The 14,067-nt window shown below is 64.6% G+C and carries 16 protein-coding genes; 8 read left to right on the top strand and 8 right to left on the bottom strand.

Going from position 1 to position 14,067, the window contains the following annotated elements:
- The first annotated feature begins 29 nt into the window (after positions 1–29).
- The 3 genes from BLT08_RS12405 (at position 30) to BLT08_RS12395 (ending at position 2,300) form a co-directional block, all read left to right on the top strand.
- The gene (locus BLT08_RS12405; protein ID WP_090307405.1) at positions 30–1,121 is read left to right on the top strand and encodes a hypothetical protein; all 1,092 of its coding nucleotides are present in this window, start codon (positions 30–32) and stop codon (positions 1,119–1,121) included.
- 185 nt (positions 1,122–1,306) lie between these two features.
- Positions 1,307–1,801, top strand: coding sequence for a rubrerythrin (locus BLT08_RS12400; RefSeq protein ID WP_090307401.1), 495 nt, complete (start codon positions 1,307–1,309; stop codon positions 1,799–1,801).
- Positions 1,802–1,865: 64 nt separating this feature from the next.
- Complete coding sequence (locus BLT08_RS12395) at positions 1,866–2,300, top strand: metal-dependent transcriptional regulator (RefSeq protein WP_090307398.1); 435 nt, start codon at positions 1,866–1,868, stop codon at positions 2,298–2,300.
- Positions 2,301–2,374: 74 nt separating this feature from the next.
- Here BLT08_RS12395 and BLT08_RS12390 read toward each other — a convergent pair whose 3' ends face one another.
- The 3 genes from BLT08_RS12390 to BLT08_RS12380 all read right to left on the bottom strand — a co-directional run bounded on the left by BLT08_RS12390 (position 2,375) and on the right by BLT08_RS12380 (position 6,400).
- Positions 2,375–4,171 (bottom strand): phospholipase D-like domain-containing protein, encoded by a 1,797-nt coding sequence (locus tag BLT08_RS12390; RefSeq protein WP_090307395.1) that lies wholly within the window; start codon positions 4,169–4,171, stop codon positions 2,375–2,377.
- Between the two features lie 69 nt (positions 4,172–4,240).
- The gene (locus tag BLT08_RS12385) at positions 4,241–5,596 is read right to left on the bottom strand and encodes a HEAT repeat domain-containing protein (RefSeq protein WP_090307390.1); all 1,356 of its coding nucleotides are present in this window, start codon (positions 5,594–5,596) and stop codon (positions 4,241–4,243) included.
- 78 nt (positions 5,597–5,674) lie between these two features.
- Positions 5,675–6,400, bottom strand: a complete 726-nt coding sequence (locus BLT08_RS12380) for a protein sorting system archaetidylserine synthase (protein ID WP_090307386.1) — start codon at positions 6,398–6,400, stop codon at positions 5,675–5,677.
- Between the two features lie 161 nt (positions 6,401–6,561).
- On the opposite strand from BLT08_RS12380, the gene BLT08_RS12375 reads away from it, so the two are divergent.
- From BLT08_RS12375 to BLT08_RS12355, 5 genes are all read left to right on the top strand, one after another.
- Positions 6,562–7,002, top strand: coding sequence for a cupredoxin domain-containing protein (locus tag BLT08_RS12375; RefSeq protein WP_090307382.1), 441 nt, complete (start codon positions 6,562–6,564; stop codon positions 7,000–7,002).
- A gap of 370 nt (positions 7,003–7,372) precedes the next feature.
- Positions 7,373–8,884, top strand: coding sequence for a phosphoenolpyruvate carboxykinase (ATP) (locus tag BLT08_RS12370; RefSeq protein WP_090307378.1), 1,512 nt, complete (start codon positions 7,373–7,375; stop codon positions 8,882–8,884).
- A gap of 173 nt (positions 8,885–9,057) precedes the next feature.
- Positions 9,058–9,249, top strand: coding sequence for an HEWD family protein (locus tag BLT08_RS12365; protein WP_090307375.1), 192 nt, complete (start codon positions 9,058–9,060; stop codon positions 9,247–9,249).
- A gap of 108 nt (positions 9,250–9,357) precedes the next feature.
- The gene (gene cutA, locus BLT08_RS12360) at positions 9,358–9,660 is read left to right on the top strand and encodes a divalent-cation tolerance protein CutA (protein WP_090307371.1); all 303 of its coding nucleotides are present in this window, start codon (positions 9,358–9,360) and stop codon (positions 9,658–9,660) included.
- Positions 9,661–9,789: 129 nt separating this feature from the next.
- Positions 9,790–10,278, top strand: a complete 489-nt coding sequence (locus BLT08_RS12355) for a 50S ribosomal protein L11 (protein ID WP_090307368.1) — start codon at positions 9,790–9,792, stop codon at positions 10,276–10,278.
- Between the two features lie 78 nt (positions 10,279–10,356).
- On the opposite strand, the gene BLT08_RS12350 is transcribed toward BLT08_RS12355, so the two are convergent.
- The 5 genes from BLT08_RS12350 to BLT08_RS12330 form a co-directional block, all read right to left on the bottom strand.
- Positions 10,357–11,307 carry a class I SAM-dependent methyltransferase gene (locus tag BLT08_RS12350; protein ID WP_245724209.1) on the bottom strand — a complete coding sequence of 317 codons (951 nt, stop codon included), beginning with the start codon at positions 11,305–11,307 and terminating at the stop codon, positions 10,357–10,359.
- Entirely contained in the window at positions 11,304–12,425 is a 1,122-nt protein-coding gene (locus tag BLT08_RS12345) for a glycosyltransferase family 4 protein (RefSeq protein WP_090307365.1), read from the bottom strand. The genes BLT08_RS12350 and BLT08_RS12345 overlap by 4 nt, the downstream gene beginning before the upstream one ends.
- Before the next feature lie 2 nt (positions 12,426–12,427).
- Positions 12,428–12,805 (bottom strand): 6-pyruvoyl trahydropterin synthase family protein, encoded by a 378-nt coding sequence (locus BLT08_RS12340; protein ID WP_090307362.1) that lies wholly within the window; start codon positions 12,803–12,805, stop codon positions 12,428–12,430.
- 66 nt (positions 12,806–12,871) lie between these two features.
- Positions 12,872–13,264: a DUF7344 domain-containing protein gene (locus tag BLT08_RS12335; protein ID WP_090307358.1), complete on the bottom strand. Its 393-nt coding sequence runs from the start codon at positions 13,262–13,264 to the stop codon at positions 12,872–12,874.
- An 82-nt stretch (positions 13,265–13,346) separates the two neighbouring features.
- On the bottom strand, positions 13,347–14,012 hold the full coding sequence (locus BLT08_RS12330) for a helix-turn-helix domain-containing protein (RefSeq protein ID WP_090307354.1): 666 nt from the start codon (positions 14,010–14,012) through the stop codon (positions 13,347–13,349).
- Between the last annotated feature and the right edge of the window lie 55 nt (positions 14,013–14,067).

Genomic DNA, 14,067 nt, shown 5'->3' with positions numbered 1-14,067 from the left:
TTTATACTCGAGCGAAAAACACCCGCTCGATGCAGGCCCTCTCCGTCGAACTCGAGGACGACACTGTCGCCGCCCTCGAGGCCGAACGGGAACTGTTCGGCTTCGAGAGTCGCCAGGCGTACGTTCGGTGGATCATCGAACACCGCGGCTCGATCGACGCCGACGGATACGATCTCGATACCACGCGGGATCGATTGCTGGCCGATCACGGCCAACGACTGGCGAAACTCGAGGAGCAAGTCGCGACCATCGCTTGTCAGATCGACCGCGACGGGGATGGCGCCCAATCGGCCGACGACCCAACGTCGGTAGATAACACGGCAGAACCGAACGAAACGTCGAGCAGGACCGGAGGCGGATCGCCTCACGATGGCGACGTAACCGGCGATACCACCGACAGAGCGGAAGCGCCCGGCCGGCGCCCTCGTCGCGACACACCGGAGCACGAGTCGCCGATCGAGGTTCGCGGCTCACCGCGCACGGTTCGGCAAGGTCCCGACTCCACGGTCCGATCGGACGACGACGAACGCTCGAATCCCGAACGAGAGGGACAGCAGCCTCGGTCGACGGACCATGGAGTCTCGAGTTCGGGTTCGACCGCGGAGTCGGAGCCGACGACCGCGTCAACGACCGAGAAATCCGGCGGGTTGTCGCCCGAGCGAATCGCACGGATTCGGGAGGACCCGGTCCACGAGGACGCCGGAATGCTCGGTAACGTCGAATCCGAACGGCTCGACGAACTCTCCCGTCGCGCGGTCGCGACCACGCGAAAGCGGCTGAATCGGGACGTCCAGACCGGCCTCGAGTACACCTCCTCAACCCGACTGGCTGGCGCGGGCGTCCGTCCCGGCGAGGATCTCACCGATCTCGACGCGCTGTCGATTCCGGGTCGGTCCGCCAAGACGGTCGAGAAACGACGCCACGCCGTCGGTCGTGCACTCGCATTCCTCCGAGACGAGGACCGAGCGCGGCGTTCGGATTTCGTCGACGCGCTCTACGCGGAGTGTCCGGCCGGCTACGAGACGGCCGATAGCTGGTGGGGTTGTATCAAGGAGGGGCTCAAACAGGTCGAAGCGGTTGAGGGCGGCGAGGGGACACGTGTCTGGCGGTATCGCGGCTGAACCGGCTATCCGAACCACTCGCTGTTGCGGTGATCGTCGCCGCTCCGATACCACCGAACGATCGTGTATCCGAACGCGACGAGACGGGCGAGTCCGATGGTCGTCGACAGCGATCCGTACTTCACCGGCGGACGAACAGCCCACGAGTAGGGACGGTTAAGTATCAGCGGCCCGGACAACGTGATATGAGTCTGGGACAGCGTGTCTCGAGCGACCACCAGCTCACCCGACTGCTACAGATCGGGGTCGTCTTAGAGGAGGTCGTCGAGTCGCGCGCCGCCCACCACCTCGACTCGCTCCCGCCAGCCGAACGGACGGCGATCGACGAGGAGATCCGCGAGTTGCTCACGGAGGCCGCCGAGGAATCGGCCGATCACCGCGAGCGACTCGAGGCGTTAATCGAGGATCTCGAGGCCGAAACCGTGGCGTACGAGGAAATAAACGCGTTAGTCGACGCCCAGTACGGGCCGCCGGAGGACACCGACGGGGTGCTCTACGATCAGCTCGCGAACGAGGAAACCGCCTACAAGTTCTACGACGATCTGATCGACGCGGTCGAAGCCTCCGACGCCGAGTTCGCCATCGATCGCGACCGATTGCTCGAAACGCTGTACGAGATCCGGGAGGAGGAAAAGGAGGGAGTCGAAGAAGTGGCCGAGATTATGGAGCACAGAGCATGATCGGGACGCTCCGGCCCGCCGCGAGCGTCACCGACCACGCGGACAGCACTGACGGAGGAATCCGATGAACACGGCAGACCAATACCTCAAGGCGATCTATCTCGCCCAACGGATCGAGGACGGCCCCGCATCGACCGGCACGCTGGCGGACATGCTCGAAATCAGTCCGGCCAGCGTCAACGAGATGATCGGTAAACTCGAGGAGCGAGGGCTCGTCGAACACGAGAAGTACAAGGGCGCGAGCCTGACCAGCGAGGGTATCGAACGCGCCCACGACTCGCTTCAGACCTACTGTATCATCGAGCGATTCCTCGCGAACGTCCTCGAGGTCGAGGAGTTCCGCGACGAGGCCCGCGCCTTAGAGAGCGTCATCGACGACACCGTCGCCGAGCGCCTCGACACGATCATCGACCGACCCAGCGAGTGCCCGGACTGCTTCGACCCCGAGCGGGATTTCTGTGAGCACCTCGAAGTCGGCCCCGACGGCTGTGCGGACTAACTCTCTGCCGTAGTCGGTATTTCGTGCGTTTTTGACGGCCGGGATCAGAAGAGCCAAACGCATCCGATAACCGGCTACTCGTTCCCGAACCGAACGTACCGATGCCCGACCAGCGCCGCGAGGGCGAGCGCCACGACGACAGTCACGCTGAGTCCGAACGGCAGCGCCCACAGCCCGCCGTCTCCCTCCCAGTCGTCCACGAACACGTCCGCGTAGTACCCCGCGATTTCCTCGCCGTACAGCGCGAGCAGGACCTCACGGTTGTTCTCGAACGCATTCTCGTTCCAGTTGGCGCTCCCGACGATAGCGGTCTCCCGGTCGATCACGACGCCTTTGGCGTGGATCTTCTCGAACCGATCCGTCTCCTCGAGCAGCCGAACCTCGAGCGACAGCGACTCCTCCGCGGCCGTCGCCTCCAGCCCCCGTGCCAATGCCTCGTTCTCGTCTTCGTGGTACCAGCTCGAGTCGAGCAGAATCTCGACGGCGACGCCGCGACGGGCCGCCTCGAGCGTCTCCTCGAGGACGGCGACGTCGTCCGCAATCGCGGCCTGCTTAACGAGGATTTCGTCGTTGGCCGCGCCCAGCAACTCGAGCAGTCGGCCCTCGGCGTTGTCCGGTGCGAGCAGCATTTCGGCGCCGTCGACCGGGACCGTCTCCGGTTCGTGCTCGCTCGGAAACGTGTGCGAGGGCGTCCCGCGGCTCTCGTCGTCGACGAACGAGGCGTTCGTCCGATACTCGCTCCCGGTGACGGTGTCCCACCCCTCGTGATCGGCTCGGAACACCGCCGCGAGATCGGCCGCGAGCGTGTCGTCCTCGAGGCGGACCCCCCAGCCGCGACTCGAGTCGCCGCCGATCCCCGACGGCTTCCAGTTCTCGGTGGTGACCAGTACCTGGTCGTCGGCGACGGCGTACTTCGGGTGGTGGTAGCGGTACCGGGATCCTTCCCCACCGATCGCACGAACGTCGACGTCACCATCCTCGAGCGTCTCGAGGACGGGTTCGGTGGCCTCAGGTGTTCCGCCGACGGGGCCGGACTCGAGGAGGACCGCGACGTCGACTCCGCGGTCGGCCGCGTCGACGAGTTCGTCGGCGATACTCTGCGAGGTGAGGGTGTAGCCGGCGAGCAGCAGTCGGTCGTCGGCTTCCCGGATCGTCTCGAGCGGGAGGTCCGTCTCATCGGGGAGGACGAACGCCGTCGCCTCGTCGACGTCGGCGCGCGAGACCGGCAAGCAGGTCGCGCCTCGCGGATGCCAGTCGCCGTCGGCTGGACGCGAGTCGGTCGCATCCTCCGCCTCCGCTTCGCCCTCGTTTCGATACCATCGTTCGGCCGTCGGCGCTCGGTCGTAGGAAACTGAATCGATCGCCGTCGAGCCGTTTCGCAGTTCGAGGTCGTCGCCGTCTGCGGCGAGTCGAAGGTGGCCCTCGAGTTCGAGTATCGGATCGTCAGTGTCGGTCAACTCGGCGGTGACGTCAGGGTCGAGACTCACTGTGACACGTCCCGAAACGGTCTCGTTTGGCAACTCGGCGGTCGTGTGGCCGTCGGTGATCGTCCAGTTCTCGAGTCGGGTGTCGGGCGGCGTCTCGAGGACCAGGTACTCGCCGACGTTCCCGTAAGTCGTCGGGTTCGGATAGAGTTCGACGATTCGGGGCGTGCTGCCGTCGGTGGCGTCGGGCTCGGCGGCGGTGACGTTCGAGTCAGCCGGGTCGGTCGAACCGGCGACGCCAGCGGGGCAGGATGGGGCGAAATCGCCACCGTTCGTCGCCGAGCCGTCGGTCGTCGACGCGTCGGAGGTCGAAAATCCGCCACTCAATCCCCCTAGAACGAGAGCGACTCCGACGAGGACGACGACCATCGCTCGACGACGATCCATCGGGCGATCTGGCCGCCTGTTCGTATATAAACTGTCGGACGAAAAACGGGTGGTGTCGGCCGTGACTGCTCAGGTCGCCGGCTCGAGGCTTGCCCGCTCGGCTTCGGCTTGGACGAGATAGGCCCGATCGTCGCCGTAGTCGGCGACGATCTCGAGGGCCTCCGCGGTGCCGATCCGGTTAAGCGCCCACGCGGCGCTGGCGCGGACGCGGTCTTCCTCGTCGTCCGCGAGGACGTCGGCGAGGGGGTCGATGGCCCGCGTGTCGCCGATCAGGCCGAGTGCGCGTGCGGCCCAGCTCCGGACGTCGGGGTTCTCCTCGACGAGCTGGTTGGCGATCGGCTGCACCGCCTCTTCGGCGCCGAGTTCGCCCAGCGCCCTGAACGAGGGCTTCTGGAGGTTCGGGTTGGAGTCGACGTAGTCGAGCAAGGTTTCGACCACGTCGTCGCTCGCGACGCCGATGTTCCCGAGAATCCGCATCGCGGCCGTATCCCGACGGTTGGCCTTCTGGAGCATGGGGTCGATGGCCTCCTCGGGGCCCATTCGCTCCAAGGCCTCCATGCAGTGTTCCTCCATGAAGTCCGAGTCGAAGGTCTCCAGTGCGAGCAGGATCATGTCCACGTTGCCCCGCTTCTCGTGCACTTTGATCGCGTGCCACTCCGGCGGGAAATCCTTGACGTGGTCGAGCACGTCGTAGAACCCCTCCCGTCGCAGCTGTTCGCGGATCTCGAGGTCGGTCCACTCGGTCGCGTCATCGACGTCTTCCTCGAGGTCGCCGGTCGCTTCGAGCAGACCCGCGATCGTCTCGGCGTCGTCGTCCGCGTCGAGGGCGGTCTGCTCGACGGCCGCTGCGGCTTTATCGAGCGTTGCATCGAGCTGTTCGGGGACGGTCTCGCCCTGATTGACCAGCGTGACTGAGGTGCCGAGCAGGTCGTTGAGATCGTCGAGGAAGTCGTCGACGGCCTCGATCAGTTCGGCGTTGCCCTCCTCGGTCCAGCGGGTGCCCGTGATCGTCCCGCTGGCGGCGTCGATCTCGCTTACGACGTCCTCTCCGTAGGGACCGCGCTGGCCCTCGAGATCGTCCTCGAGGTCCGAGAGGTCGTCCTCGATCTCGTCGTAGCGCTCCTGGAGTTCCTCTTCGGGCGTGATCTCTTCTTCCTCGTCGTCGTCCTCGTCGTCTTCGGTTTCGGGCGGATCCGGAATCTCGATCTCCTCGAACTCGCTCCGGAACGACTCGAGATCGGCCTCCACGACGTCGAGATCGTCCTCCGTCTCGGCGGCTTCGAGGTCTCCCTCGAGCGATTCGACGTCGTCCTCGAAGGCCGCGAGGGCTTCGCGGATGGCCTCGAGATCGATCGGTTCCGGTTCCTCGTCGACCGATTCCTCCTCGGTGCCCGCCTCGTTCTCGGCTGCCTCGTCATCGCTCATGGTACCACCTGGAGTTGGACCGGGAGATAACGCCGACGCGCGGCAGTGTACATGCGTTACAGTCGTCCCACGAGGGCCCTAAGCGTTTCCATGCAGTTCGGGCTCCGCGCGGCGTTCCCGGTCGCCCCAGTAGAACCACGGGCTGAGCAGCATGTAGGCGATGCCGAGTGTCAACAGGGCGTAGGGGAACGTGCGGCCGGCGACGTCGGGGATCAGGATGGCGAGCGCGTGGACGATGCCCATGATCCCGGCGTCGCGGGCGAGCAGGTCGGGGTACTGGATCCGCGAGACCATCAGGTAACAGAACGCGCCCGTGACTGCGAGGACGAGCCACGGCTCGCTCTCGCCCGCGAGGATGGCGGCGCCGAGGACCGTCGCCGCGAGCGTCGTTTGGACGCCTTCGGTGTAGCTACCGGAGATGTCGTAGGCCGTGTACATCCCGAGTCGGGTGACGGCTGCCGCGACGAACAGCGCACAGATCGCCGTGACGAGAAGCAGTTCGCCCGTAACCGCGTCGAAGCCGATCTCGAGGCCGTCGGTGACGACGACGAACGCGAGGACGGCGGGGGCGACGGCGAAGGACGCGACGTCGGCCAGCGAGTCCAGATAGGGGCCGGCGTCGGTGCCGCCGTAGCGACGCGCGAGGATGCCGTCCAGTCCGTCCGCGATAGCTGCAAGCAGAATGAGTCGGGCGGCGAGTGCGATGTCGACGAACGCGATGACGATGGCGACGAACCCCAGGGCGGCGTTGGCGATCGTCACCGCGTCGGCGACGCCGAGCCGTCCGACGAACCGGGGAAGCATACTCGCGGAATCGATGGGCAGCCACCTTACGTGTTTTTGTTTCGACACGGACGGATCAAGCGGTGGTCCTCGACGCCGAGGACGGAGGCGGGCTGCTCGACCAGTCCCACTTTCGAAGAATGAACCGGGGCCGTTATATCGCAACTATCCCAAGCGTTCGTATGAACAGGCGCGCGTACCTTGCCCTCGTCGGCTCTTCGGTCTCCGTCAGTCTGGCGGGCTGTTCGACGGTTCTGAGCGCCTTCGGCGACGACGAACTCTGTGGCGGCGACGACTGCGATATCGGAATGACCAGAAACGAGTTCGTTCCGGAGGAGTACGAAGCGACCGTCGGAGAGACCGTCGTCTGGAAGAACACCAGCGACGCCCGTCACACCGTGACCGCCCTCGACAACAGCATCCCGGAGGACGCCGAGTACTTCGCGAGCGGCGGCTACGAGGACCAACAGACCGCGGTCGACGCCTGGCACGAAGAGGAGGGCGGCAAGATCGAAATTCGAGAGACGTACGAACACACCTTCGAGGTGCCCGGCGAGTACGGCTACATCTGCGAACCCCACGTACACGGCGGCATGATCGGGACGGTCATCGTTTCAGAGTAATCCACACCTTCTCGCGTCGACCGATACGATCGGTATCTGTCGCCGATCACGGGTGACGCTGCGCGTATCGACTGACGGCATCGAACGGACGTCAGTGTCGCGCGATCAGTCGGAAGTTCTCGGCGTTACCAGTCGCGAGTTCGGGCCGATTCTCTCGAACCGCTGCCGGACGATTAGAATTATTTCTGACTCGAGTATATTCTCACATCTATCGGATTCCAAATAATACTGTTCCGCATAACGAACCGGTTACGAACGGCCCGCTGGCGGGTATGAACAGCCATACGACAGGTAGTCGGTGGGTAGGATGTGACACACACCGGTCAAAATCCTCCATGTTTATACATCGTGCTGTTGGTGGGTTACGTATATGTCCGAAACCGGGGCGGAGTCACGTCCGCTGGCCCGACAGCTTCCCGACCCGACGACAGCGTCGAACGTCCGGTACAACCCAACGCTTGCGGAGCTTCGTGAACTCGCGGCCGACGACGAGACGACGACCGAATTCGGTTCCCCGTCGTACGTCAGCGAGTATCGATCGCGAAGTTCAGATCGGACGAAAAACACCGTCGACCACGAGTTCGACGACGACGATCACGACCTGATCGGCGACGCGATCGACCGCGCCGGCGACCGCGAGATGCTCTGTGTCGATCGCCTCATGGGTCGCCACGCCGAAGCGACGTACTGTTGTCGCCTCTTCGTTCCCGTCGAACACGCCCGCATCGCCCTCGCGTGGGCGAACCTGTTCGAGCCGACCGACGGTCGCGAACCCGATCTCTACACGGTACAGGATCCCGACTATGACCAGACGGCGATCCGCGTACTCCCCGACGAGAACGTGACGGTCGTCCTCGGCAGCGACTACACCGGCGAAGCCAAGAAGTCGTTCCTCCGCCTGTTCATGTACCGCATCAAAGAGCAGGGCGGACTCGGGCTCCACGCGGGCAGCAAGCGCGTCCGCGTTCGCGACGACGACGGCGAACTGCAAACCGTCGGCCAGGTGTTCATGGGGCTCTCGGCGACCGGGAAATCGACCCTGACCTCCCACGGCTGCTGGCTCGAGGACGACGAGGACGCCGCCATGCTCCAGGACGACGTCTGTGGCATCCTCCCCGACGGCTCCGTCCCCGGCAGCGAGGGTGAGGGACTGTTCATCAAGACCATCGGTCTCGACGAGGACGAACAGCCCGAACTCTACGAAGCCGCGACGGACGAAGACGCGATCCTCGAGAACGTCGCCGTCGACGACGACGGCACCGTCCACTTCGACGAGGACCGCTACACCGCGAACTCCCGGGCGATCGTCCAGCGCGAGCACCTCGAAAGCGCGGCCGAAGACATCGACCTCGATCGGATGGATCAAGTCTTCTTCATCACTCGGAATCCGCTGATGCCGCCGGTCGCGAAGCTCACCGACGAGCAGGCCGCCGTCGCCTTCATGCTCGGCGAGTCGATCGAAACCAGCGCGGGCGATCCCTCTCGCGCGGGCGAGTCGATCCGCGTCGTCGGCACGAACCCGTTCATCATGGGCCCCGAGGGCGAAGAGGGGAACATCTTCCGGGACCTGATCGACGAACTCGAGGCCGAGTGTTACGTGATCAACACGGGCTATCTCGGCGCGAAGTCCGCGGACGTCGGCGTCGAAGAATCCGTGACGATTCTCACTGAGACCGCACGCGGGACGATCGAGTGGGCCGACGACGATCGAACGGGTCTAACGATCCCCGACAGCGTTCCTGGCCTCGAGATCGAGGACTACTACGTCCCCGACCACGTCGAGGACTACGACGAGGCGGTCGCCGATCTGCGGGCCGACCGACGCGCCTATCTCGAGCAGTTCGACGAACTGCGCGAGGAGATCAAAGACGCCGTCTACTGATCGCCCCCGCGTCACGCCGTTTTCTGCGTCACGCCGTTTTCTCTCGCCATTTCGTGGTCGACTATTCACTCGAGAGATCGATCTGTCCGACGAGAAGACAGTCACAATCGCCGGACGGCAGCACTTGCCGGCGGGGAACAAGATTATGTGTGTGTGGTTCTCACAGTGCGGTAATGAGCCTACACGTACGGACGCCAACGGCCCGCGTCTGCGAACGGTGCGGTCGAGCAGAACACTGGGATACGAACGTCGACGCCTGGCAACTCGTCCGCGAGGACGGCGAAAAGCAAGTCGGAAACCCCCACTGTCTCCACGAGTGGGATATCAACGGGACGTTCAATCCGGTCGTCGAGAACAGAAGCTAACCAACCGGTTCGGTACCAATCGTCGCCTCGATTGGCGACGATCCGCTCTCGTGCCGCGCTCGAGCGACGTGCGCGGCGCTTTTTGTGCTGTCTACCTAACCTCCAGCCATGCCGACCGTCTACATCACCGCGCCGCCGTCCGACGCCGACGAGATCGCCGAACGGCTGGTCGAAGAGCGACTCGCGGCCTGCGTCAACCAACTGTCGACGACGTCGACCTACCGCTGGGAGGACGAGATTCACCGCGACGACGAGGTCGTCCTGCTCGCGAAGACCACCGACGACGCCTACGACGACCTCGTCGACCGACTCGAGGAGATCCATCCCTACGACGTCCCCTGTATCGAGCGCTTCGACGAGAGTCACGTCCTCGACTCGTTCGCGTCGTGGCGGGCAGAAGCCGTCGAGTAGCGGAGCGACGGTGACGCCCCGGTGCGTAGAGCAACCGTCACGGCTACCGATGAACGCACGGTAGTCAGTGACAGGCCCTGATTGGGCGAATTAGCAACCCTTAAAACTCGCGCACGGGTTTCCATGGGTATGGCTGGAACCATCGAAGTGCTCGTTCCGGGTGGCCAGGCCAACCCTGGCCCACCGCTCGGTCCCGAGCTCGGACCGACTCCCGTCGACGTGCAGGCAGTCGTACAGCAGATCAACGACCAGACGGCAGCGTTCGACGGCACGGAAGTGCCCGTCACCGTCGATTACGACGACGACGGCTCGTTCGAAATCGACGTCGGTGTCCCACCGACGGCGGCGCTCGTCAAGGACGAAGCCGGATTCGACACCGGGAGCGGCGAACCCCAGAAGGACTTCGTCGCCGACCTCTCGGTCGAACAGGTCAAGAAGATCGCCGAGCAGAAACACCCCGACCTGCTCGCGTACGACACGATCAACGCCGCGAAGGAAGTCGTCGGCACCTGCGCCTCGATGGGCGTCACCATCGAAGGCGACGACGCTCGAGAGTTCAAAGAGAAGGTCGACGGTGGCGAGTACGACGACGTGCTTGCTGCAGAAGCCGACGCATAATCGGTTCGAACGTCGACGCCGGACGAGACCCCTTTTTCGAACCCAGCGCTCGAGAGCCGCCGGGCCGTCGAGAGACAGTTACGGAACGCGCGCCAGCACGTCGAGATTGTGCGCGACGTAGACGAGTTCGCCGGCCTCGAGTTCGCGCCACCGACGGGCGAACCATCGCCGACGAGCGTCGGCGCCGAGTTCGGGTGACGGCACCGCCTCGAGTGAGTCGGCCATCGTCTCGAGAACCCGAGCGACGACCGCGGCCTCGTCGTCGGGATACTCGCCATCGGTCGGTCGGACGACCCAGTCCGAGCCGCCGCCGGCGAGGACGTTCCACCCCTGTTGGGGGAGCACCGCGAGGAGTTCGCTCCCGGCCCGACTGCTCCCGTCGTCCCGAACCTCGTCCATGTGGTGGTGGTACTGCGCTTCGATTCGGTCGTCCACCCGATCCCGTGGCGCGAACGTCGTTCCTCCGTCGTACGTGATCGGCGCGTAACACAGCCCCTCATCCGCGAGGAGGTCTGCGATCCCGGGTATCGCGTCCTCGAGGTCGACGATGTCGAGCAGCGCCGCCGCGACGACGGCGTTCGCGTCGTCTTCGAGGCCGAACGCGTCGGCGACTTCGAGGGTGATCTCGAGTCGCCTGCTGCTACCGTCGTCGCTCGTCTCGTCGGGCCGAGCGACGAGCGTGGTCGATTTCGGGATGCCGCCTTCGACCGTCTCGTCGACCCCCGACTCGAGGGAGTCGACCGCATAGCCGGCCGCCTCGAGCCGCGCGGGAACCAGTTCTCGCGCGCGTTGAATACTCGCTGCGTCCCGATCGACGGCCCGGTAGGAGACCCGCGCTGGCAGGCAATTCCACTCGACGAAGCGGGCGATCATGGTGCCGACGCCGCAGCCGAGTTCGACGATCCGAACCGGTTCCGTTTCCGGTGGCGCGGAGAGTTCTGCGGCGAACCGCTCGAGAACGCGCCGGTTCAGCGCGCGGTCGTCGACGGAGCGTTTGGCCTCGAGATACGCCTGCATCGAGTCGGTCACGCCGGGTCACCTCCGGTCGACTCGCCCTCGCAACATCGTTGGAGAAACGTCCGAACCGCTCCTAGCGTTTCGCTCCAGGTTGGATGGACTGTCGCCGTCTCGAGCGCTCCGGTTCCCAGCGCCGCGAGTCGGTCGCGGTCGGCCGCGAGCGCGCCGAGTCGATCCGCGAGTCGCTCCGGATCGGTCGGATCGACGACGAACCCGTTCCGACCGTCCGCGACGAACTCGCTCGCGCCGCCGACGCTGCTGGCGATCGGGACGACGCCGTACTCCATCGCCTCGAGGTAGACCATCCCGAACCCCTCGTAGCTCGCCGGCACCGCGAGGGCGTGCGAGCGCTCGAGGACCGACTCGAGGACGGCCGTCTCGATCCTCCCGGTGAACGTCACCCGGTCGTCGAGGCCGAGCGAGCGTGCCCGCTCGCGAACCGCTCGAGCGTACGTTGGATCGGTCTCGAGGGAGCCGACAACGGTCGCTCGCCAGTCGTGTTTTCCTCCGTCGATCCGTGCCAGCGCCTCGAGCAGCGTCGTCACGTTTTTTCGCGGGACGACGTTCCCGACAAACGCGATTCGAAACGGATCGGTTCGGGCGCGCTCGCGGACGTCGTCGGCGGACAGTGCCACCCCCTCGTGCCGCCCTGCCGGCGGGGCAACGAGCGTCGGGAGATCGCCGTCCGCGAGGTCGGTCGTCCGATCGCGGGTGTACGAACTGGTACAGACCGCGGCGTCGACGGACTCGAGGTACCGTTTTTCGCGTTCGCGCACGCGAGAGTCGTCCACTACCGGGTCGGGCGTCCGGAGGAGGTGGACGAGCGAAACGATCGCTCCGGGTCGTTCGAGGTGTGGATTGTGCTCGGCTAACGTCGGGTGACAGAGTTCGTCCTGCAGGAGGACGTCGTACGGGCGGTCCAGTCGGTCGCGAATCGATCGGTCGGTACTGGAGGGATTGGAGGGTGCGGAAACCGTCTCGAGTCCCCGATCGTCGTCCGACCGCGCCGGGAGCGAGAGGACGTCGACCTCGTCCCCCCGGCGCTCGAGAAACGAGACGAGTTTCCGATCGTATCGGTAGCCGCCCGACGTTTGCTCGAGATCCCCTTCGACGACCAGTCCGACCTCCATCGTCAGAGCGAGCGCTCGTGGGCCACGCGGGCCACGTCGTCTTCTTCGATCTCGATCCGGAGTTCGGAGACGCCGTCGGTCTCGAGTCGCTCGAGCAGCCGATCGCCGAAGACGCGGGCGAATCGTTCCGCGCTCGGGTTCGCCCCTTCGAACGCGGGGAGATCGTTAAGCGTGCGGTCGCCGTAGAACGCGGCCAGCGCGTCCATCGCGTCGACGAGGTCGTCGATGTCGACGAGGTATTCGTACTCGTTCAGTTCCGAACCGCGGAGTGTCGCCTCGATCGTAAACTGGTGGGAGTGACGGTCGCCTTCGGGACCCGGTTCGGGCACCGTCAGGTAATGCTGGGCGATAATGGATCGGGAGACGGAGACCGAGTACATGGGCGCCGATACGGCGTCAGGGGGCTAAATGTCCCGCCGTTCATTGCAGCCAGTGAACGAGCGACTCTAGTGACTCGGCTCCGACCGGGGCGAAACCGACAGTTCGGGAAGCCCGTTCATCGCCGAACCAGTCACTGAAAGCTGGTTCAGCAACGGCGTCAGCGTGACCTGTTCACACTCTCGATCCCAGTCGACGACGCCCGCATCGGAGAGCGACGGGAGGTGAACGTGCGTGAGAAGCATCTGGATATCGTGTTGGTGCTCGCTCGTCACGGCTTCGGCGGGCACCTCGTGTTCGATCGCGGCGAGCTCGAGTGCTAATCGATCTACCGACACCGGGTTCGGGTTGGTCAGCAGATACTGGAGGGCGTTCCGTCTGATCGCGTTCGACAGTACCGAGTAGAACGTGTCGAGGAATTCGGGCGTTTCAATCTGTTCGAGACGAAGTTGTTCGGCCATATCAGAGACTAGAGTATGACTACCAAAGCATGAACTCATGGCTGCTCATGCCCTTTATGTAGTACTCAGGGATTCCTGACTGTCAGTTTTGCGCGTTTCGCGGACCGGATTGGGTCAACGCATCGTGGAGCACTTTGTCCGCGCCGCGGCGGATTCGCTCGGAGAGCGCCTGCACCGAGACGTCCAGCTCTGCGGCGAGTTCGTCGTACTCGACGTCTCGAGGGACTTTGAAGTAGCCGCGTTCGACGGCGAGCGAGAGCGCTTCGTACTGCGCGTCGGTGAGACCGAAGTCCGTCTCGGTGGCGTTCGCGTCTGCCATCGAGGAGACGCGAGTGAGTTGGTAGCTGATGTCGTGCGTTCGGCAGTACTCGTTGAACTGGGCGAGCCCGGAGTGATCTTCGAACCGGATCCGGAACAGCCACTCGTCGTCGCTGTGGGCCTCGAGAATCGTCGCGTCGGTCTCCGTGATCCCAGCGATCAGCTGCTCGGCCGGATCCTCCCACTCGATCTTGTACAGTGCTCGGTCGTCGTACTCGTCGAGTACGGTGATCGATCTGACGTTCGAGCTCTCGTCCATCGCGGCTTCGAACTCCTTCAGGTCGGTTCCGTACCCCCAGATGTACGGCATCACTCGCTTGTCGGCTGGGACGACGCGCTCGATTTCGACCGACAGACCGGGATACTCGGCGATGATCTGTCCCAGCAGAAATTCGTCGCCCTGAATCGAAATCTCGGCGATGATAGCCATACGACGAATAGGCGGCCCAGCGTAGTAACGACAGGGGTTACTTAGCCCGCACGCG

Source organism: Natronorubrum texcoconense, from assembly GCF_900100335.1.
Lineage (GTDB): Archaea > Halobacteriota > Halobacteria > Halobacteriales > Natrialbaceae > Natronorubrum > Natronorubrum texcoconense.
Note: the sequence above shows the minus strand (reverse complement) of the source record. Positions and strands in the feature narration are given on the sequence as shown.